16 protein-coding genes are annotated in these 23,104 nt (G+C 29.2%); all 16 read left to right on the top strand.

Annotated features, from left to right (window positions below; all coding sequences use genetic code 4):
* Nucleotides 1-193: 193 nt before the first annotated feature.
* Nucleotides 194-1,516 (top strand): phosphate ABC transporter substrate-binding protein, encoded by a 1,323-nt coding sequence (gene ptsS / locus D9R21_RS00670; RefSeq protein WP_126820664.1) that lies wholly within the window; start codon nt 194-196, stop codon nt 1,514-1,516.
* 2 nt (nt 1,517-1,518) lie between these two features.
* Nucleotides 1,519-3,609 carry a phosphate ABC transporter permease PstA gene (gene pstA / locus D9R21_RS00665; RefSeq protein WP_126820663.1) on the top strand — a complete coding sequence of 697 codons (2,091 nt, stop codon included), beginning with the start codon at nt 1,519-1,521 and terminating at the stop codon, nt 3,607-3,609.
* Entirely contained in the window at nt 3,609-4,418 is an 810-nt protein-coding gene (pstB, locus tag D9R21_RS00660; protein WP_126820662.1) for a phosphate ABC transporter ATP-binding protein PstB, read from the top strand. The genes pstA and pstB overlap by 1 nt, the downstream gene beginning before the upstream one ends.
* A 20-nt stretch (nt 4,419-4,438) precedes the next feature.
* Nucleotides 4,439-5,098, top strand: a complete 660-nt coding sequence (phoU, locus tag D9R21_RS00655; protein ID WP_126820661.1) for a phosphate signaling complex protein PhoU — start codon at nt 4,439-4,441, stop codon at nt 5,096-5,098.
* Nucleotides 5,099-5,622: 524 nt separating this feature from the next.
* The gene (locus D9R21_RS00650; protein WP_126820660.1) at nt 5,623-7,299 is read left to right on the top strand and encodes a phospho-sugar mutase; all 1,677 of its coding nucleotides are present in this window, start codon (nt 5,623-5,625) and stop codon (nt 7,297-7,299) included.
* Nucleotides 7,300-7,341: 42 nt separating this feature from the next.
* Nucleotides 7,342-9,096 (top strand): 2-oxo acid dehydrogenase subunit E2, encoded by a 1,755-nt coding sequence (locus D9R21_RS00645; RefSeq protein WP_126820659.1) that lies wholly within the window; start codon nt 7,342-7,344, stop codon nt 9,094-9,096.
* A gap of 44 nt (nt 9,097-9,140) precedes the next feature.
* Nucleotides 9,141-10,082 (top strand): 3'-5' exoribonuclease YhaM family protein, encoded by a 942-nt coding sequence (locus D9R21_RS00640; RefSeq protein ID WP_126820658.1) that lies wholly within the window; start codon nt 9,141-9,143, stop codon nt 10,080-10,082.
* Between the two features lie 233 nt (nt 10,083-10,315).
* Nucleotides 10,316-11,674, top strand: a complete 1,359-nt coding sequence (locus D9R21_RS00635; RefSeq protein ID WP_126820657.1) for an FAD-dependent oxidoreductase — start codon at nt 10,316-10,318, stop codon at nt 11,672-11,674.
* On the top strand, nt 11,671-12,666 hold the full coding sequence (locus D9R21_RS00630) for a lipoate--protein ligase (protein WP_334199031.1): 996 nt from the start codon (nt 11,671-11,673) through the stop codon (nt 12,664-12,666). Before D9R21_RS00635 ends, D9R21_RS00630 begins: the two co-directional genes overlap by 4 nt.
* Nucleotides 12,667-12,703: 37 nt before the next feature.
* The gene (gene pdhA, locus D9R21_RS00625) at nt 12,704-13,807 is read left to right on the top strand and encodes a pyruvate dehydrogenase (acetyl-transferring) E1 component subunit alpha (protein WP_126820655.1); all 1,104 of its coding nucleotides are present in this window, start codon (nt 12,704-12,706) and stop codon (nt 13,805-13,807) included.
* Complete coding sequence (locus tag D9R21_RS00620; protein ID WP_126820654.1) at nt 13,807-14,796, top strand: alpha-ketoacid dehydrogenase subunit beta; 990 nt, start codon at nt 13,807-13,809, stop codon at nt 14,794-14,796. Before pdhA ends, D9R21_RS00620 begins: the two co-directional genes overlap by 1 nt.
* A 19-nt stretch (nt 14,797-14,815) precedes the next feature.
* On the top strand, nt 14,816-16,099 hold the full coding sequence (locus D9R21_RS00615; RefSeq protein ID WP_126820653.1) for a dihydrolipoamide acetyltransferase family protein: 1,284 nt from the start codon (nt 14,816-14,818) through the stop codon (nt 16,097-16,099).
* A gap of 16 nt (nt 16,100-16,115) precedes the next feature.
* The gene (gene lpdA / locus D9R21_RS00610) at nt 16,116-17,498 is read left to right on the top strand and encodes a dihydrolipoyl dehydrogenase (protein ID WP_126820652.1); all 1,383 of its coding nucleotides are present in this window, start codon (nt 16,116-16,118) and stop codon (nt 17,496-17,498) included.
* A 146-nt stretch (nt 17,499-17,644) separates the two neighbouring features.
* Nucleotides 17,645-19,687, top strand: a complete 2,043-nt coding sequence (locus D9R21_RS00605) for a hypothetical protein (protein ID WP_126820651.1) — start codon at nt 17,645-17,647, stop codon at nt 19,685-19,687.
* Between the two features lie 71 nt (nt 19,688-19,758).
* A complete protein-coding gene (locus tag D9R21_RS00600) occupies nt 19,759-21,966 on the top strand; it encodes a hypothetical protein (protein WP_126820650.1) in 2,208 nt (735 codons plus the stop codon).
* A gap of 510 nt (nt 21,967-22,476) precedes the next feature.
* Nucleotides 22,477-23,104: hypothetical protein (locus tag D9R21_RS00595; RefSeq protein WP_148108814.1), on the top strand; the 628-nt coding region annotated here is incomplete at its 3' end.

Here is a 23,104-nt window from a genome sequence, read left to right as displayed (position 1 = left end):
TTATAGAAGGGTTTTAAAATTAAAAATGCCTCCAATTCAATTTGAATTAAAAAGCATTTTAAATTAAAAAAATAATTCTCAGTTATTTGAAACTGTGCATATAAATTATTTATGATTTTTTATTTTTTTGATACAATTAGTATAAATAAGTTTTAAAGAAATAAAACCATATAAAGGGGAGGAAACTTAACGAATGAAGCCAAACGAATCTACTAAGGCTGTTAAGGAAAAGAAAGAAAAAAAACATTTTCTTAAGAGTGTAGTAGGAGAGATTAGCCATCATAAAATGTTTACTTTAGTTGGTTCTGCTTTGGTATTAGTAATATCAATTATTATTTGAACAATTGCATCGGCGAGTAATGTAATTGTTGCTGGAGGGAGTACATCAGTTGCCCAAGTAATGGCAAATATTACGGAACAATATAAACGTGATAACAAAGAAGATATTTTATATAATTCATTAGGAAGTGCTGCTGCCTTAGTTGGTGTAAAAAATGGTAGTTATGCTTTTGGTTTTTTATCAAAAGATGTTAATTCAACGCCTAAACCAGGGGATAACCGCTCTAATTCTCAACAACTATGAGCAGATTATCATACTGGTCGTTTTGTTTTTGCCCGTGATTATATTATCTTGGTATATCATTTACCAAATGGTTGTCAAATTAAACCACACCAAGATTCGTTACAATTTCAAAGTTTTTTTGGTGGAGAAGGAACTGAATTAATTCGTAATATTTATACTGATCCAAATTTTACTTGACAACAAGTTTTTGGTTCGCAATTAGTTTGTAGTAGTGGTAGCAATAAATTTTATACTTTAACACGTGAGTCTGGAAGTGGGACAAGAGATTTTTTTGAATCAGCAGTAATTAAAAGCAAAAAATATGAAACAAATCAAGTAACTTCATCAAATGGTTCAATGTATAAAGCAATTTCAACTACTCCTGGGTCAATTGGTTATATTTCTTTTTCATATACTAAAAGAATTATTAGCAATGAAGATTTAGGGGCAAAAGCAATTGCTAGTGTTATTAGTAAAGGAAGTACAAAACCAGAATTACCATATAAAGTTATTGATAATAATTATGAATTTAATTTAGCTTATTCCTTAACAAGACCCTTTACTGGAATTATTAATTATCAAGGAAAACAATTCAATAATGCCTTACCTTTTATTGCATGAATGTTAGATCCATTACCATATTCAAAAACAAAACCAAAACTACGAAATGGGAAAGATAATCCTTATTATGACTTAAATTTTAAGTTAAGTCCACATGATGCTGCATATTGATATATCGAAGAAGGCGAAGAACCATTATCAATTGATGACTTTTTCTTCCGAAAGTATAATAATAATACAACTTTTGCAAAAAGTGGAAGAACAAATGATAGTGAAAAAGTAGCTTGAAATTTTAAATCAGATTATCAAAGTATTTGAGATATTATTGTGAAAAAGTTTCCCGAAAAATATCAAGCATATTCTGAATATGAATATAACGGAATGGAGAATTAACTATGGCCAAGAAAGAAGTCACGAAAGAAAAACAACCGTTTTCCCAAAAAATGACATTATGAAAAATTCGTTTTACAAATAATTTTCGCGGACGAAAACAAATTATTGATTCTACTTCAAAAATTATTATTTATTGTTTTGCGATTTTAACAATTTTAATTTTATTAACTCTAGTTGGTTTTATCATTTATAAATCAATTTATTTCTTCCAGCATTATCCTGGTGGTTTTTGAGGCTTTTTATCAGGTAATACTTGAAATGCTAATAATAGTAAATTTGGTATTTGACGAATTATTATTGCAACATTTTTTGTCTTATTAATTGCTTTACTATTTGCAATTCCGTTAACTATTTTTTCATCATTATATATTTCAGAATATTTAAGTCCAAGGATTAAACGTAAAGTGATTGGTATTATCCAATTGCTAGCTGGAATTCCATCTGTTGTTTTTGGATTATTTGCTTTAGCAATTTTAGGACCGCTTTTCATGTTAATGGGCGCTCCTTCAACCTCAAACTTATTAGTAACATCAATTACTTTAGCTTTTATGGGTTTACCAATTATGATTTCATTATCAATCAATGCTTTAGAAAATGTTCCTGATTCATATCGCTTTGGTTCATTAGCATTAGGATTAAGTAAAACCCATACAACTTATCGTATTGTTTTACGTTCAGCTTGATTTAAAATTATTACTGCTATTATGATGGGAGTTGCACGGATTATTGGAGAAACAATGGCGGTGATGATGATTGCTGGAAACGCACCAGATGGTTTAAAACTTGGAAATGGTTTTATTAATTTTATTTTTTCATCAATAGCAACTTTAGCATCAACAATTGGATTAGAAATGTTGGAAAATTCAGGACCAATGCATGAATCAGCATTATATGCAATTGGACTAGTATTATTTATTATCGTCTGTATTATTAATATTTTTATTATTTCATCACAAGCATTTCATAATCGAAAACGAAACTATCATGCTCGTAAAATAACAAAAGGTTTACTATTAAGTAAATCATATAATGCTAATAAAATTAATAAGTTATTTTATGAACATATTGAAAAAACAAGGGGTTTGAAAAAGTTTAAAGATAGAATCGGAATGTTCTTTTTAATCTCTTCAACTGTAATTGTTGTATCATTTACATTAGTTATTTTAGCTACAATTATTTGAAAAGGATTATTTGGAATGGTATGAAGTGATCTAATTTCAACATCAACCTTTGATGGCGGAGCAGGAATTCTTTCAACATTTTTAGTTACTCTGTTATTAGTTATTTGTTCAATAATTTTTGCGATACCATTATCATTAATGGTTGCCATTTATTTAAATGAATATGCCCGTCCAAATAGCATTTTTGCAAAAGTGGTGCGTTTTGCAATTGATGTTTTATCATCAACACCAAGTATTATTTATGGAACTTTTGGATTAGCTTTCTTTATTGGTGTTTGTCGTTTACCATTATCCATTTTAAGCTCTGGTTTAACCTTAACAATTGTTATTTTGCCAATTATGATTCGTAGTATTGAGGATGCTTTATCAGGTGTTGAAAAATCATTGCGACATTCCTCATTAGCATTAGGAGCTAACAAAACATCAACAACGCTGAAAGTTGTTTTACCAAATGCGATGCCAGGTATTATTACTGCCATTATTTTAGCAATTGGACGTGTTATTGGTGAATCAGCGCCAGTTTATTTAACATTAGGAACCGCGGTACGGTTACCAATTGCTGGATTTATGTCATCAGGGGCAAGTATGACAACACAAATTCTAATGCTCTCAAAAGAAGGAGCAACAGCAGGAGCAATGCGAATTATGTTTGAATTAGCTTTTGCGATTATGGTTTTAATTTGGTTATCAAATAGTTTGGCCCATATTTTAGGGAATAAATTTGCACCAAATTATGTTAATATTGGATTTAGAGCGAAGTGAAAAAATCGAATTAATAACTTGAAATTTTTCTTTTCAAAAGAAAATTATCTTCATCAAAAACAAAGTTTTAATAATTTTTGAAAAAAATTTGTACCAAAGAAAAAACAACGCCATGAAGAAAATAAGACGAATAAGAAAGGGGAAAAATAATGGATCCAAAAGTAATTATTAAGAATCCAACATTTGATTCATCAGATAATAATCCAGATTTAATTAAAGTAAAAAATGTTGACTTTTTTTACAAAGGAAACAAGCAGGCTCTTTTTAATATTTCAATGAAAATTAAAGAACATACTGTTACTGCTTTTATTGGTTCTTCAGGATCAGGAAAATCAACATTATTGCGTTTATTTAATCGAATGAATGATGTTGAGCCAAAGTCAATTTTTAAAGGTGAAATTTTAATTAATGGGAAGAATATTTATAGTCCTGAAACAGATATTGTTAAATTACGAACAGACATTGGGATGGTATTTCAAAAACCTTCACCATTTCCAATGTCAATTTATGATAATGTTGCTTATGGACCACGGAATCAAGGAGTTCGTGATCGAAAATTAGTTAATAGTATTGTTGTTGAAAGTTTAAAACGATCAGCATTATGAGATGAAGTAAAAGATAATTTACGAGATTCTGCTTTTGCATTATCGGGGGGACAACAACAACGTTTATGTATTGCCCGGGCAATTGCGATGAAACCTAAAATTTTGTTAATGGATGAACCAACCAGTGCATTAGATCCAATTTCAACATCAAAAATTGAGGAATTAATTACCCAACTAAAAAAAGATTTTACAATTGTTTTAGTAACCCACCATATGCAACAAGCCGCACGAGTTGCTGATTATACTGCTTTTTTTGCAAAAGGGAAATTAATTGAATATAATAAAACTAAGATTATTTTCTCTCGTCCGGCTAATAAAAAAACAGAAGATTATATTACTGGGCGTTTTGAATAACGAAAGGAGGGGGACAAAATATGAGCATAAAAATTGAAAATGATTTAGCACAAACAAAACAAATGATTATTGATATGATTGCAATGACAAAAAATCAATATGATGATATGGTTAAATGTTTAGAAACAAATGATGTTGAGCTTGCTCAAAGTGTTATTTCCGCTGATGAAACAATTAATAAAATGCAAGAGGCTTTCATTGAAGTTTCACTATGAAAAATTGCAAAACAACAAATGGTTGCAAAAGATTTACGACGAATAGTTGGTTTCATTTTGATTGTTAAGGAAGTTGAACGTATTGCAGATTATGCAAAAAGTATTTGTCGTTATTATATCAAATATAAACCTTCAACAAAGTTAATTAATTTTTTAAAAAAATTAGTTGCAAAAGTCATTGAAATGTTAACAGAAGTGTCAAATATTTTTGAGGAAGAACGAATTGAGTCAGCATATAATATTTTAAAATATGATACTGAATTAGACAAGATTTATAAAGTTGAAAATGATGCTTTAATTGAAAAAATTCGTGAAGAAAAATTAAAAGAAGAAATTAAAGTTATTACTTTAACAATGCAACAATTACGTTCAATTGAACGGGCTGGAACACATATCATTAATATTGCTGAAACATTAATTTATATTATTGAAGGAAAAATTTATGATTTTGAATTACCAATTTAATATGGTCTTCATGATTAAGATCATTTTTAATGCAAAATTATCAATGAATTTTTATTACTTGTAGTTTTATATTTAATATAATTAAATTTATTGCTAAATAGTTAAAAATAAAAGTATAATTTATAATGGATATAAAAAATAAAGAAGGTGACAAAAAGATATGAAAATTTGTAATAAATACAATGAAATGTTGAAAATGAAGAATTACACTTAATGAAATTGTTAATAGGAAATGAACAAATTAACAATCTTTGTAAAGATTGTTTTAATCAAAAAAAGAAAATAATATTGAATTATAGTTGGTATTTAATTATTGTTTCAATAGTAATAAGTACTAATTTAAGTATTTATAAAATTCTATCGAGAAAATATCTCATTAAATAATATGAAGACAATAAAATAGATAAAATCAAAATAGAAAAATTTACTATATAAGGTGAAAATTATTGATTGTAGCAAACAAGAATGTATTATGGTTAAAACCAAAAACTTTGTTGCTTGTTAAAAAATAGAGGAGAATTAAGATGTCATATTTAGATAATTTAAAATTATGGAAAGATGCTAAAAATTTAGATCCAACATTAGCCGCTGAATTTCAACAAATGTCTGAAGCAGATTTAATTGCTGCTTTTTCAGATGATTTAGAATTTGGAACTGCTGGATTGCGAGGATTATTAGGTCCAGGAACCGGAAAAATGAATTTATATACAATTCGAAGAGCAACATTAGCTTTTATGCAATATTTAAAAACAATTTATTCTGCGACAGATTTAAAATCAAAAGGAATTGTAATTGGGCATGATAACCGTCATTTTTCAGCTGAATTTGCACAAGAAGTAGCAAATATTTTTGCTAGTAATAATATTAAAGCAATTTTATTTACTAATAATGACCTTCGCCCAACGCCAATGGTTTCTTATATCATTCGGAAAATAAAAGCGGTAGCGGGTGTTATTATTACATCAAGTCATAATTCGCGTGAATATAATGGTTATAAAATTTATGATCATAATGGTTCACAGTTTTTGCCAGTCGCAACTGATGTCATTGGTGAAAATTACTTAAAAATTAAAGAAGAAGTTTTTACTTTAACTTTAAATCCAGATTCAACTTTAATTACTTATGTTGCAAAAGAAGTCGAGGATAATTATGTCAGCGATGTTAAAGCAATGCAGTTTTATCCAAATCAAAAACGTAATATTAAAATTGTTTTTTCTAATTTGCATGGAACAAGTAAAGAATGAACTCCACGAATTTTAAAAGAATGTGGCTATGATGTTACGATTGTAGAAGAGCAATTTGATAATGATCCTAATTTTACTTTTGCCCCTAATCCGAATCCAGAATTAACAGAATGTTATGATTTAGCATTAAAATATGCGAAAAAAATTAATGCTGACGTTATTATTTTAAATGACCCTGATGCTGATCGTTTAGGAATTGGTGTTAAAATTAAAGATCATGAGTATTATTTAATGACTGGAAATGAAACAGCTCCGGTATTAATTGAGTATTTATTTTCCCATTATCAACGTCAAAAAACATTACCTAAAAATGGGGTTATGTATAATACTTTTGTTACTGGAAATTTATCAGATAAAGTAGCTGAAAGTTATGGTGTTCAAGTTATTAAAACATTAACTGGTTTTAAATGAATTGGGGATCAAATGAGCAAATCAGCAGATAAAGGGTTAGAATTTTTATTTGGATTTGAAGAAGCATATGGTTATGTTTTAAAAGACATAACTCGTGATAAAGATGGAATTCAATCATCATTAGTCTTAGCAGAAGCTTGTTGGTATTATCATAATCAAGGAAAAAAATTATATGATGTTTTAGTTGAACAATATAATAAATTTGGTTATTTTTATTGTAAAACAGTTAATTTAGTTCGTGATGGAATTGATGGCAAAAAAATTATTAATAATATGTTAAAAAAATTACGACAAGAAACAATTACTAGTTTAGATAAAATTAAATGTATTAAAAAAGAAGATTATTTGCATGGTTTATATGAAATGCCAGGCCAAGACTTACTAAAGTTTTATTTTGCAGATGGTAGTTGATTTGCAGTTCGTGCAAGTGGAACAGAACCAAAAATAAAATTCTATTTTGTTTGTGTTGATAAAACAAATGAAGAAGCAAAAAGAAAAATGGAAGCAATGTACCAAGAATTAGAAACTAATTATTTAAAAGAATAAAAGTTATGCTAATATATAGTTAGAAAATAGGGGGGTTTGGGTATGGCAAAAATTATTTTTGAAGCGGATGATAATCGCAAAGGAATTGTTGATAAAATTTTTGTTACAAATAAACAAGTTGTCCAAAAGGGGGATAAACTTGCTAACATTATTACACAAAATAAAGTTTATGAAATTAAAGCGCCAATTACTGGTGAAGTGTTAAATCTTATTGTTTATGAAAATAAAGTTATTAATAGTGGTGATGTTTTATTAGATTTATTACCATTTGAGGCAACCCTTAATGAACATGACAATAATTTTGAGCAACCCTATAATACTATTTCTTTTAATGGTTCTGGAAAATATAATGTACAAAATCGGCCACCAATTGATGTTAAAAAATCAGAAACAGAAATTTTTCGCGAAGAATTAATTGAAACATTACTAGCACGTGAAGTAGCTGGTGAAAATCCACAAGATGATTTTGAAGATTCAATTGAAATTGATTTACCAGAAAAAAATATAGCACAAGATTCAACCCCATTTTTTAGCCAGAATAATGATTCAAAGACATTTCCGTTTAAAGATAAAGTTGAAAATGTTCTTGAGAATATTCCTAGTGAAGAAAATATTGAAACATTGCAAAAAGATTTGGGTGATTTAAAAGAAGATTTGGCAATTGTTAAAGATGATTTAGCAACAATAACAATTGAAGAAGAAGTTATTGAAGAACTTGAAAATTTAGAACGTGATTTAGCATTTACATCAGAAATGGCTGCGAGAAAACAAGTTGATGATAAAAAACTAGACCCCTTACATCATCAACCCTTTGATAGAGAAGAATACAAACAAGAAAATTATACAAAAGAAGAATTAAAAAGTAATTTTGCTCAAAGTATAAATAATGTTGATGAATTCAAAAATGGAACCTATTTTAATTTAGAACAAGATAAATTAGTGGAAAATAAGCCGAAGGAGCATCATAGTCAACATTCAAAGTCACATTCGACGGTTCATTCGTCTGTTTCCTCTCATCTTAAAAAGCATAAGTCAGAAGATGCAACGTCAAGGGAACATTCCGCTTCTTCAGAACATAAAATAAAAGAAAATCCACAAACTTTGCAAGTTGACAAGGTAAAATTAAATCAAGAAGCAATTATTCGTGCAAAAGAAATTATGGAAAGTAAAAAAAATATTGTCCATGGTTTTATTGATGTTGAAGTTGATGTTAGTGAGTTAGTTATTTTATTGTCAATTATGCGTGAAGCATATTCACAAAATGATATTGAATTAACATTATTGCCTTTTTATGTTAAAGCAGTCTATGATGGATTAAAAAAATTCCTTGTTTTAAATGCATCCTTTATTAGTCAGAAAAATGAAATTTTATTAAAATGATTTTATAATATTGCTTTTAGTGTAGATAGTGATACTGCAGTAAAAATGCCTGTTTTATATAATTTAAAAAATGTTTCAATTAAAGAAATTGCTTCAAAGGTAACAAAATTAATAAGCAAAAGTATTAATAATGAATTAAAAGAAAAGGACTGTCAAGATGCCTCATTCTCAATTATAAATTATGGTGAATATGGAATAACACGGGGAACATTTACAATTCCAGATGATAATGTTGCCGGAATTGCAATGGGTATTATTTTTAAAAAACCTGTTGTGGTTGAAAAAAATGATATTGCAATTCGTGATATTATGGTAATTACATTGGGGTATAATGAAGCTGTAATTGATATTACTGAAGCAAGTAAATTTATCCATTATGTTGCATATTTATTATCAAATCCACGGCTTTTATTATAAGATAAAAAGTCATTACCCACTTTTTTATTTCTAGGAGGGGAAAAATGAATATTAAAGATTTAACAAAAGAAGTTAATAATGTAGAATTAATCGTAATTGTTGATAAGGTGACCCAAGGGACAGCATCTAATGGCAGCACTTATTTATCAATAACCTTGAAAGATCGTACTGGAACAATTGAAGCAAGGTTATGAGATGCTCGTCCTGCTGACATTGAAAGTTTAATTAAAGGTAATTGTTGCAAAGTAAATATTAATATTATTGAGTATCGAAAAGTTTTACAAGCAAAAATTAATAATTATAATACTGTTGATAATGCCAGTATTAATCTAGATAATTTTATTGAAGTTGCGCCGCTTCCAGCAGATGCAATGTATGATGAAATTATTACAACAGTAAAAAAAATGAAAACAACTGAATATCGTGAAATTATGACTTTAATTTTAGCAAAATATGGTGAGCAATTTAAAATTTGACCAGCTGCTATTCGTAATCATCATGAAATTAAATCAGGTTTAATTTGGCATAGTTTAACTATGCTGCAAATGGCAAAAAATGTTGTCAATGTTTATCATGATCGTTTAATTGATGCGGAACTATTATATTGTGGTGTTATTTTACATGATTTAGGAAAAGTTATTGAAATTACAAGTGGTGCTACGAATGATTTTTCATTTGAAGGAAAATTACTTGGTCATATTTCAATTATGGCAAATGAATTAAATCATATTGCTCAAAGTAATAATTTAAATTCAGAAAAAATTGTTTTATTAGAACATATGATTTTAGCTAGCCATGGTCGATTGGAATATGGTTCACCTGTTGAACCACACTTATTAGAAGCAGAAATCTTATCATTTTTAGATAATTTAGATGCACGAATTTACCGTATTGATAAAGAACTAGAAAAAACATTGCTTAATGAGCAAACACAACGCTTGTTATCTGTTGAAGGCCGTTGATTTTTAAAACATTTTGAAAAATAATGATTAATTTAATTGTAAAAAGTTTAAAATTTTTTTAAAATTTTATATTTTTTGCAATTTTTTTCTGTTTTTCATTTGATTTTTTTTTATTTTTTGTGACAGGTATATAATAACATTACGGTATAATTTAATTTTCAGGAATAAATGCCATAACAAAATAACTATTGGCACATTTAGTTAGTTATATCGAAAGAACTATTAATACTACTAAGAATAGAAAAGGAGAATATAACATGAAGATTATTGTAGTTGGAACTAACCATGCAGGTACAACTGCTGTTAGAACCTTAAGACGATTAGATCCGAAAGCAGAAATTGTTACTTATGATAAAAACAACAATATATCATTTTTAGGATGCGGAATTGCACTATGAGTTTCAGGAGAGGTAAAAGATCCAAACGGTTTATTTTATGCTTCACCAGAAGTATTAAAAAATGAAGGTATTAAAGTAAACATGGAGCATGAAGTATTATCAATTGATAATAAAAATCAAAAAATTCGTGTAAAAGATCTAAAATCAGGAAATGAATTTGATGATAATTATGATAAATTGATTTTAGCGATTGGTTCTTGACCAATTATTCCACCAATTGAAGGAATTAAGCAGGAAGGTGTTCATATTGTTAAATGATTTCAACATGGGGAATTAGTAAAAAAAGCAAATGATGACAAAAATATTCAAAATGTTGTTGTATGTGGGGCAGGATACATTGGCGTTGAATTAGTTGATGCTTTTCATCAAAAAGGAAAAAATGTTACTTTAGTTGATATTTCAGATCGCATTATGCCACGTTATTACGATAAACCTTTTACTGATAAAGTTGAAGGAGCAATGCGTAAAGCGGGTGTTAATTTACGTGGTGGCGAAAAAGTTATTAAATTTGAGGGTAACAATAATAAAGTAACAAAAGTAGTAACAGATAAAGGTTCATATGATGCTGATTTAGTAATTTGGTCAGTTGGTTTTAAACCTGCAACAGAAATTTTAAATGTTGTTATTGATTTAGACAAAAATGCAGCCATTAAAGTTGATCAATATATGCAAACATCAGACCCAAATATTTTTGCAATTGGTGATTGTGTTGAAGTTTATGATAATGCTAAGAAACAGCCAGCATATATTGCTTTAGCAACAAATGCTGTCCGAACAGGAGTTATTGCAGCTGTTAATGCTTTAAAACCAGCGGGTTTAGCATCACCAGGATTCCAAGGTTCAAATGCAATTAATGTTTTTGGTTGAGCGCTAGCTTCAACAGGAATGACAGAAACGGTGGCAAAAGATTTAGGATTTGATTACGATCAAATTACATTTACGGATAATGATCGTCCAGAATTTATGGATACATATCAAGAGGTTTTAATTAAAATTCTTTGATACAAAAAAACAAGAAAAATTATTGGTGCACAAGTAGCTTCAGAGGCTAATCATACCGAAGTTATGTATATGTTTTCATTAGCAATTATGAAGGGAGTTACAATTGATGAACTACCATTAATTGATATTTTCTTCTTGCCACATTTTAATAAGCCATATAACTTTATTACTTTACCAGGCTTAGAAGTATTAGGATTAAATTACTTTAAAAAATAAGAAAAATTATTTGTTTTAAAAATTCTTCTACAGATGTTTATTTTAATTTGGCTTTAGATGAGTATCTTTTAAAAAGTGATATTAAAGACAACATTTTCTTTTTGTGAAAAAATTTTAATACAATTGTTATTGGTCGAAATCAAAATACGATTGAAGAAATTAATTTACAAGCGGTTGAAACTGATAAGGTGAATGTTGCTCGTCGAATAACGGGTGGTGGGGCTGTTTATCAAGATGATGGTAATTTGTGTTTTTCCAGTATTTTTAATAAAGATGATAAAATAGCGCAAAATTATGAAAGTATTTTACAACCTATTATTAATGTTTTACAAAAACTTGGTTTAAATGCTAAGTTTGCTGGTAAAAATGATATTGAAATTGATGGCAAAAAAATCTCTGGTAATGCACAAATAAAGTATAAAAATCGGTTGCTACACCATGGAACATTTTTATTTGATGTTGATTTAAGTAAAATGCAAAAATACTTAAATGTTAGTCAAGATAAAATTATTTCAAAAGGAATTAAATCAATTCCGGCAAGAGTAACTAATATTCGACCATTATTAACAAATGATATTACAATTGATGAATTTATGCTATTTATTACTAATGAGTTTTTAGCACAAGGAACACCAGTGTTAGATTTACCACCAGATATTATTGCGGCAGTTAATAAACTAGCTGATGAAAAATATCGAACATGGGAATGAAACTTTGGTAATTCACCTGAATTTAGTTATCAGAATAAAATTCGATATGAAGGAAAAGGTACCGTTTATGTGTGTTTAAATGTTAATGAAGTAAAAATTACGAACATTAAATTTTTTGGTGATTTTTTAGGTTCTGGTGGAACAGAGCCACTTGAAACTCTTTTAACAGGTTGTGAATATAATCTGGATAAAATTAAAACAAAATTATTAGAAATTAATATTAAAGATATTTTTGGGGATAAATTTGAACTACAAGAAATTTTAGATGTTATTTTTACCTAAAAATATTTAAAAAACAGGAAGGGCAGGAATCAAAAAGATGTATTTTAACAAATTTGATTCGTTAAAAAATGAAATTATTCAAATTATGGATGCAACGGGAAAGATTGTTAAACCAGATTTGATGCCAAAAATTAGTGACGATGAGGTTTTAACAGCGTATAAATTAATGTGCTTATCACGTCGCCAAGATGATTTTCAAAATAAAATTCAAAGACAAGGAAGAATGCTATCATTTCTTTCATCAACTGGGCAAGAAGCAACTGAAGTAGCATATGGAATGCAAATTATTAAAGGAAAAGACTGATTTTCCTCAGCATATCGAAATAATGCTGCTTGATTAGCAACAGGTGTTCCAATGCGCAATATTATGTTATATTGATGTGGAAATGAAATGGGAAGTTATATGCCAGAAGGAATTAATACTTTACCAATTAATATTCCAATTGCAACACAATATTCGCATGCAACTGGGTTAGCATTTTCTGAAAAATATAATAAACGTGATGGTGTTGTTATTACAACAACTGGTGATGGTGGTTCTTCTGAAGGAGAATTTTATGAAGCAATGAACTTTGCGAAGTTACATGAAGTTCCAGCAATTTTTATTGTGGAAAATAATCAGTATGCAATTTCAACTCCGCGTCGTAAAGCAACGAAAGCAATAAACTTTGCAGTAAAAGGAATTGCGGTTGGAATGCGAAATATTTTAGTTGATGGGAATGATTTTTTTGCAGTTTATGCTGCTGTGCAAGAAGCTATTAAATTTGCTCGTAAAGGTGAAGGACCATCATTAATTGAATGTAATACTTATCGAATTGGGGCCCATTCATCAGCTGATGACCCCAAGGTTTATCGTGATGAAAAATTACATCAAGAAGCATTAAAAAAAGACCCATTAATTCGTTTAAAAGCTTATTTAATTAAACAAAAAAAATGATCAGAAAAAGAACAAGAAAAATTAGATGCTGAACAAGATAAATTTATTAAAGATGAATTTGCATGAGTTGAAGCAAACAATACTGTTTCAATTCATGATATTTTTGCTTACAATTATGCTGAAATGCTAAAATTTTTAGAAGAACAATATCAAGAAGCAGAAGCATTTTTTGCAAAATATCCAAGTAAAGGAGGACACCACTAATGCCAGTTGTAAATAATATCCAAGCATTAACTCATGCTTTAGATTTAGCAATGGAAAAACAGCAAAATATTGTGATTTATGGTGAGGATGTTGGTTTTGAAGGAGGAGTCTTTCGTGCTACTCTTGGTCTACAAGCAAAATATGGTGAAGACCGTTGTTTTGATGCGCCAATTGCCGAAGCAACATTAGTTGGAACAGCAGTGGGGATGGCCGTTAACGGAATGAAACCAATTGTTGAAATGCAATTTGAAGGATTTTCGTATCCAGCATTTCAGCAACTTTTTACCCATGTTGCTCGATTACGTAATCGCTCACGCGGTCGTTTTACTTGTCCATTAATTGTTCGTATGCCAATGGGTGGTGGAATTCGTGCGTTAGAACATCATTCTGAAGCAGTTGAAGCAATGTTTGCACATAATCCAGGTCTAAAAGTAGTTATTCCTTCAACTCCATATGATACCAAGGGATTATTATTAGCAGCTGTTGAATCACCTGATCCAGTTATCTTTTTAGAACCAACGAAGATATATCGCGCTTTTAAACAAGAAATTCCTGATGAATATTATACTTTACCAATTGGTGAAGGTTATAAAATTCAAGAAGGAGATGATTTAACAATTGTTACTTATGGAGCACAAGTTAGTGAATGCGAAAAAGCTTTAGCACAATTAAAAGAAGAAAGTTTTTCTGTTAATGCTGATTTAATTGATTTACGAACAATTCAACCATGAGATCGTGAAATCGTTATTGAATCTGTTAAAAAAACAGGACGAATTTTAGTTGTTCATGAAGCTGTTCGTTCATTTTCAGTAGCATCCGAAGTTATTACAACTGTTAATGAAAAATGTTTTGAATATTTAAAAGCCCCAGCGGGACGAGTAACTGGTTATGATATTATTATTCCATTTGATCGTGGTGAACATTATCATCAACCATCAGTTCAAAAAATTGTAGTTAAAATTAAAGAATTAGTTAGCTACCAATTTTAGATAGGAGTTGAAAGTAAAAATGGTAAAATTTAAATTCGCCGACATCGGTGAAGGATTAACAGAAGGAAAAGTAGCCAACATTATGATTAAAGTTGGTGACAAAATTAAAGACGGAGATGAAATGTTTGCCGTTGAAACTGATAAAGTTAATACGGAAATTTTTGCACCATGTGATGGTATTGTTAGCAAAATTAATATGAAAGTTGGCGATACAATTTATGTTGGTGATGTAGTAGTTGAAATTGATGATGGTACTGCTGGCGATAGTCCAGCACCAGCAGTTCCCGAACAGCCAACAGTAGCACCAGTTGAAGAAGAAAAAGCATCAGGAGTAGTTGGAGCAGTTCCTATTTCTAATACCGTTTTAGCGCCACGTCATTTACCAAGTGATGGTAATACTAATGTTGATCATAATAAAAATGTGTTATCAACACCAATTGTTCGAAAAATGGCAGCTGATTTAAAAATTGATTTAACACAAATTCAAGGTTCAGGACCAAACGGTAAAATTATGAAAGCTGATTTAGGCCAAAGGGCGAAAAGGGCAGTAACTGGTCCTACTTTATCAACATTGCCAATTGATATTCCGCAAATTAATGCAACTGGTGCTGTTCGCCGCGAAGCAATGTCACCAATTCGGAAAGCAATTGCAAAACAAATGACCTTATCAAAAAATGTTATTGCTGAGACAACATTAATTAAAAATATTGATGTAACAAAATTAATTGAAATTAGAACACAATTAAAAGGTCAAGCAGAACAACGAGGAATCAAGTTAACATATATGCCTTTTTTTATGAAAGCTTGTGCAATTGCTTTAAAAGATTTTCCAATTTTAAATGCGTCATATGATAAAGACCAACAAGAAATTATTTTTAAAGACTATTATAATATTGGAATGGCAACTGATACACCTACTGGTTTAATGGTTCCTGTTGTTAAAGGGGTTGATCAGTTAAATATTCTGCAAATTGCAAAAATGATTAATGATTTAGCAGCAAAAACACGTGAACGTAAATTAAAACCTGATGAAATGAAAGATGGAACCTTCACAATTACTAATTTTGGGTCAGCGGGCATTGAATTTGCCACACCAGTAATTAATTTCCCAGAGGTAGCAATCTTAGGGGTTGGAATTATTAAAAAAGCACCAGTTATTAATAAAAATAATGAAATAGAAATAAGTTCAATCTTACCATTATCGTTAACGATTGATCATCGTTTAATTGATGGTGCTGATGGTGGTCGCTTTTTAGCACGAGTAACAGCGTTACTAGAATCACCAGCTTTATTATTATTGTAAGAGAAGAGGTTATGAAATGGAAAATAAATATGATGTAATTATTGTTGGAGCAGGTCCAGGTGGTTATGTTACGGCGATTAAAGCAGCACAAGAAGGTTTAAAGACACTAATTATTGAAAAAGAATATTATGGTGGTGTTTGTTTAAATGTTGGTTGTATTCCAACAAAAGCGTTATTAAAAAGTAGTAAAGTATATGATATGATGAAACATGCTGACAATTATGGGATTGATGTCGCAAAAGCATCAGCAGCGCCAAATTGAGTAAAAATGCAAGAACGAAAAGCAAAAGTAGTAACGCAATTAACAAAAGGGGTTGAATTTTTATTGAAAAAAAATAAAGTTGACCTAGTTAAAGGCGAAGCAAAAGCAATTGACAAAAATACTGTTGAAGTTGCTGGTAAACGTTATTTATGTACTAATTTAATTATTGCAACTGGAAGTGTTTCACGTGGATTACCATTACCAGGGTTTGAGCAAGCTGAAAAAGCTGGTTATTTTATATCATCAACAGAAGCTTTAGCATTACCAGCAATTCCAAAAAAATTAATTATTATTGGTGGTGGTGTAATTGGCATTGAATTTGCTTGCTTATATCATCGTTTAGGAACCGAAGTAAAAATTTTGCAAGGTTTAGATACTATTTTAGAGTTATTGGATAAAGATATTCGTGAAGAATTAACAAAATTGTTGATTAAAAATAAGGTAAAAATTGAGACTTCAGTGAAAATTAAAGCAATTAAAGGTAAATCAGTAATTTATGATAATAGTGATGGTAAAGAAGTAAAACTAACATCAGATTATTGTTTAGTTTCAGTTGGTCGAACACCAGTAACAACTGGTTTTGAAAACATTGGGTTAAAAATCGGAGAAAGAAAAAACATTGAAGTTGATGAGCAATGTAAAACAAACTTGCCAGGTGTTTATGCAATTGGAGATGTTGTGGGACGTGCGATGCTGGCTCATGTTGCTTCAGCACAAGGAATTTTAGTAATTGATAGTATTAAAGGGAAAAATGTAAAAATGAATTATAATCGAATTCCTTCGTGTATTTACTCATTCCCAGAGGTAGCAACAGTTGGAATTACTGAAGAACAAGCAATTAAAGCTAAAATTGCTTATAAAGCATTTAAATTTCCGTTATCAGCAAATGGTAAAGCAATAGCTGATGGTGAAACTGATGGTTTTGTTAAAATCTTATGTGACCCAAAATATGGCGAAATTTTAGGAGCACATATTGTTGCTGCAACAGCAACAGATATGATTTCTGGAATTACTGCTTCTATGGAAACAGAAGGAACAATTCATGAATTGGCAAAAACAGTTCACCCACATCCAACCCTATCAGAAATTATTATGGAAGTTGCTCATGGTTTAGAAGGCCATGCAATTCATATTTAAAGTTACAGAAGTAACTTTTTTTTATTTAAAAAGAACAATTAAAAAGCTTAATTTTGTTCAAAAAGGTTGCTTTGCATTTAATATTAATTTTGTTATAATAAACCCATTCAATAGGTCTATTATTAAGCTTACTAAAGGAGATTTCAATGGCAAGAAAACCAGGTAGTTGACATAAACTTAATAACTTAACAAATAATGTTACTGTAGCATCACGTAAAAAAGGGTGACTTGCCGCAATTTGTGCTGTGTTATATCTTGGTGCTTTAATTCCCTCTGCTTATTTTGGTGTGTCATTTTTAGCAAATATTTTAAATTATGGTGGAATTGAAACTGATGGACCCTTGCCTGATGTTAATGATGGGGATTATTTTGAAGTTAACTTTGCAAAAACAAAACTACGCGATAATACAACAACAACTCCGGTTTTTGAAACTTATGAAATTCCTCCTGACCCTAATACTGGGCAAGTTGCACAAACTCGCGCTCGTGCGAGATCATTACGATTAGAATATGCTTATAATTTAATTTTTGAAAAAGCACCTAGTTTATACATTACAAACAATATCTTTTTTAAGAATAAATACAAAGATCCTAAGCAAATTCAAATTTTAGATATTTATACTGATTCACGAGGGACACAACAGTTAAGTCTTGCTGATGTGCAACAAAACCAATTTAATTTGATGAAAAATTTATTATTTTTAAAAATTAAATACGAAGACGTAATTCAAAAAAATCTGGTTTGAATGCCAACCCTATTTGTTGGAAATGAAGGATTTTTATCAAACTTTTTAAGTTTTAAATTAGGAGAAACAAGAAACAAAGATGATTTAAAACCAACAGTTTGAGAAAAACAAACAAATGTTCTAGGTGAACAAGCTAATAATATTATGATTAATGGTACTAATGATAGTTTGGCGTTAGCAGATCAATTTTATGCTGCCTATAAAGAACGTTTTGCTGCTTTTTATGCAGAAAATAAAGGAAATGATAAAGAATTTATTGGTGATTATAATCCATATAGTAATTTTGCTATTTCAAGTGTTAATCAAAATGATCAACTGTTTCCAGGAACTGCTATTGATAGTACGCATTACATGCTTGATATTAATCGGGTAATTCAGTCAGCATATAAAAAGGGTGATTCAGAGCAAAGTTTTGCAAAAACAGATAATCAAATTAATGGTAAATATATTCCACAATTATTAATTTTTTTAATTAATATTTTAGAAACATCACAAAATCGTGGTTTAGTCTTACCAAAAGAACTTGTACCAACCGAATGACAATTTTGATATCAACATCTTCAACCAAAACGTTTAAATGTTAACCAACCAGAGCAATTTTACTTTATGTTTTTACCGCAAGGTGAAACAATTCAAAATGTGATTGCAAATCGATTGTGAGAGCAAATTAAAGATGTTTTAAATGGAAAATATTCATTAGCAACAGCAATTAGAGAATTACAAGAAGATGTTTTGAGTAACCCTAATAGTTCAAAATATAAATGAGTTTATGATTGAAATATTTTACCATTTCAATCATATGGAATAATTGAAAAAGCAGATTATACTGTTGTTAAAAGAACGATTCAAGAAAATGGTGATTTAACAATTAGTTTTAATAATAATCAAGTGGCAAAAACAAACTATGTAATAATTGATCAACCATCATTACATTCAATTACTAATTTAGTTAATCTTGGTGATCATGATGCCTATTTAATTAGTGATAAACAAAAACGAAATATTTTATTTACAAAATATTGAAGTGCTAATTTATATGGAGCACAAAAACCATTAAATTACATTGATATTGATGTTCGAAATATTCCACATGATGTAACTTCATTTAAAGCAATACTACAAAAACAAATTGTTAATCGTACATGGGAATTTATACAAAATATTAGTCAAATGGTAGGAAACAATTTAAACATTAGTGATAATGTATCACAAATAGATTATGCTAATGGAATTGCAGACGATATTATCACATTTATACCTTTAAATAATTATCATAATAGTGCTGCTACTTTTAATGATTGATTTTATGCATTGCAAATTAGCAGTGAAGAAAGATATAGTAATTTAACTGTTCTTGATATTAAATTAGAATTAAAAGCAAAAGAAAATGTTCCAGACCATCTTCAAACAATTACTTTCCGTTTTAATATTAATTATATTTAAAATTTATGTATAAAAGATGAAAATGTGTATAATGATAATAAGTATTAATGTTTGAAAAAGAAGGGATTTACATGCGTAAAATTTTAACACTCCTAACAACATTTCTGACTACAAGTGCTCCGATAGCTAGTGTTATATCATGCGGAACGCCTTCTCCATCAAAAATTGCTGGAATAGAGAATATTTCAACAGAATTCACTTTAACTAATAATGTTATTGTTACTGATGATAATATGACTGTAGAAGAATCAATTTTTAATCAAGCAAAAATTGAAGGAAGGCTTTCTCAAGATTTACTTTTAGATTTTTTTGAAATTACTGATTCGGAAAATATGGTAAAACCGGTTACTGCTAATATACCACAAACTGGATATGTTGTTTTAACAATTCGCCACGATGAAGATATTCCATATATTGGTTCAATTACCGTTCGTTTTACTTTAGTTAAAAAGTTGTCAATGGATATTAGTCAAACTGTTAACTTAGAAAATATATGAGATGTCACAAAATATGAAAATGTTGAGGAATTATATAATGAGATTTGAGAAAAGGCCGTTGGTAGTTTTAAACCAGAAACGCCAATTGATGCAGAAACTTATGATATCTCAGGTTTTCAATTGCCAGGCGATTATAACAAAGCATTGCCTGTAACAATGTTTGCTGAATATAATGGCAAAGCAAATACGCCAACAAGTCTTTTTAGTGGGACAATTACAATTAAATTAAGCATTATTAGTTATCGTGCTATGATTAATTTGAAATTACAGCAGAATAACTTAGAACCAGCAAAGTTATATGACTTAGTGTGAAAAGAAGTTAAACAACAGTTTAACGATGATTCGCAAGTTTCGAGTGATTATAATGACTATCAAATTGATTGAAGTACTGTAACAGAACCAAATATTGGTGGTAATACAGAGTTGAATTTTTTAGCAACACCAATTGATGAAAGCATTCATCATTATATGCGAGTTGTTGGATTCATTGTTAAAGATCAAATTGAATTACCACCAATAATAGAATTATCAATTCCAATTGTTGTAACTCAACAAGAACGACCAAATGTTGATAAAGATTGAATTTGAAAATTAGTAATGCATGAAGCAAACATTAATGGTGGTCCAGCATTAACTAATTTTGACACCACAAGTTGACAATCAATATTTAATAAGAATTGACCTAATATTGGGCGAAGAGAAAAAGTTACTTTGCAGGCACTTAATCTTAACACTGACCCAATGTTTAAAGGCGATATTGCAATCATATTAACATTAATTAATCAAGGAATTGATCCTGGGTTATTAGCATTAGACCCAATTTTATTGGCTGAAGATGATAAACACACAACAAACTCAGTTTTAGATTTAGTATGAGATAAACTGATTAATAATAAGGCATGGAATCCGCATTTATCACGTGATTTAGTGAATTTTGAACCTCAAGACCTAGAAAGACTAAGTAATGCTTTAAAAGAAACCAAAAAAAGTGGAAAATGAGAAACTTATGTAATGAATATTTCTGGAAAACAAGAGGTTGCTGGTCGTGATTTTAAAGTTACTGTTCACGGTCAAATTAAAATGGTTAATAAGCCAATTGAAGAAAACCCCGTAGTTGATTTATCCTATAAAACTTATCAATTTGTGCCAAGAAAACAAAGTAGTTCGGACAACCAAGTGCCATATTTAGCTCATCAAATTTGAGGCGATATTATTAAAAATCCAATATTTATTGTTGAAGATAAACCAACCTTTGGGCTTTCTAAAATTCAAACGGATTGAAACTACTTTGAGTCAATTTGTCAACAATTAGATGAAGCGATTAATAAATATGATGTAAGTAGTAGTGATAATAAAATTCCTTTAGAGTTGCAGTTTTCATCTAAAAATAATGCTATTTTTACAGGTCAAGTTACTATTAAATTAAATTTAACCCCAACTGTCCCAATTAAGTTTAATCTTGATTTAACAAGTTCAATGTTGCCAATCTTTATTCGTAGTTTACCAAGAACATTAGCAGATAAAAAAGAATTAGTAAAAAATATGGTTAATGCAATCCTATATGATGGAATCATAAAAAATCCAAGTTTAAAAGGACAACAGCCAAATATTTTATGAGAATTATTATCTTATGATACAGAATCAGAAGAATTCATTGAACAATTTAATTTCCCAACAGAAAATAATCCACAACAAGAATTGATTATTAAGGTTAAAACATCAACTGGCCAATTTGCTAATGGTACATTTATGTTAAAAATAAACTTAATTTATCAACCTTAAAACTCTTCAAAAAAGAAGAGTTTTTTCTTTTATTAGATAGAATAAAAGTTAGGTAGTTCCTAATATTAGAAAACCAGCTGTCTATGCACTAATTTCATATGCATAAAATAAATTTGGTAAATCAAAAATTAGTGCATCTGTAGGCTTAGATATACTATCTGAAACTGACAAAACTAAAAATTTTTCAAAGTCAGTTTCAAACCTAAATAGATTTAGATAGAATATTCAAGTTAATTTTTAAGAAAAATTTAACAGATATTAAAACTACAAAAAGGTAGTTTTATCATATTTTTTAATGTTGAAATAGATATGATAAACTACCTAATTATGATACAATTTTGCATATAAAAATAATTATATTAATTATTAGCTTATTAAAATAATAACAACTAAATAGAAAAAATAAAAAGTTATTAAATATTTAAAATTAATATAGATAGTTAATATTATACAAATAATCAATCTTGGTAATAATTTGAAAATTAATTTATTTTTTAAAATTTATGAATTATGGAAGGAAGATATTTAGTGAAAAAAATAAGTATTTTAGTTGAAATAATATTATTTGTATATATTTTAATAACAATAATGCTAATGAAAAATATAGAAAGATTCCAAATCGGAAATAGAATAAAGATTGAAGAAAAAAATAGTGACAATATTGAAGAACCATCGGTCTTAGAATCAAAATCACCAAAAATAACTCCATCTAGGACAGCAACAGTCCCAAAGGTAATACATTCATTAAAAGGAGGAACAGCGGTTGGAAGTCCATCAAATAGAAAAACATCAGTTGGAAATCCAACGCATAGAAGAACATCAAGCAGAATATCATCGGGAAGAAGAACAAATCCAAGAGAATTTCCACCAATAAAACCAATTGAAGAATCAGGAGGGTCTGGACCATCAGGCCCGCCATCAAGTAGTGCCTCGAATTCTTCGAATTCTTTAAGAAAAGAAAAGAAAGTATCATCAACAAGTTTAGAGGAGCAAGTTCAAACATCAAGAAAAGCAGATGAAAATCTAAAGGTACCAAAAAATAACAGTGAAACATTAAATTCACAAGTAGAAGATGAAAATAAAGCGGCTAAATTAAAAGCACTTGAAATTGTAGAGGAACAATTTGAAGAAGTTTTAA

It is taken from the genome of Spiroplasma endosymbiont of Megaselia nigra (genome assembly GCF_003987485.1).
Lineage (GTDB): Bacteria > Bacillota_I > Bacilli_A > Mycoplasmatales > Mycoplasmataceae > Spiroplasma.
This window is presented reverse-complemented; position numbering and strand designations above follow the sequence as displayed.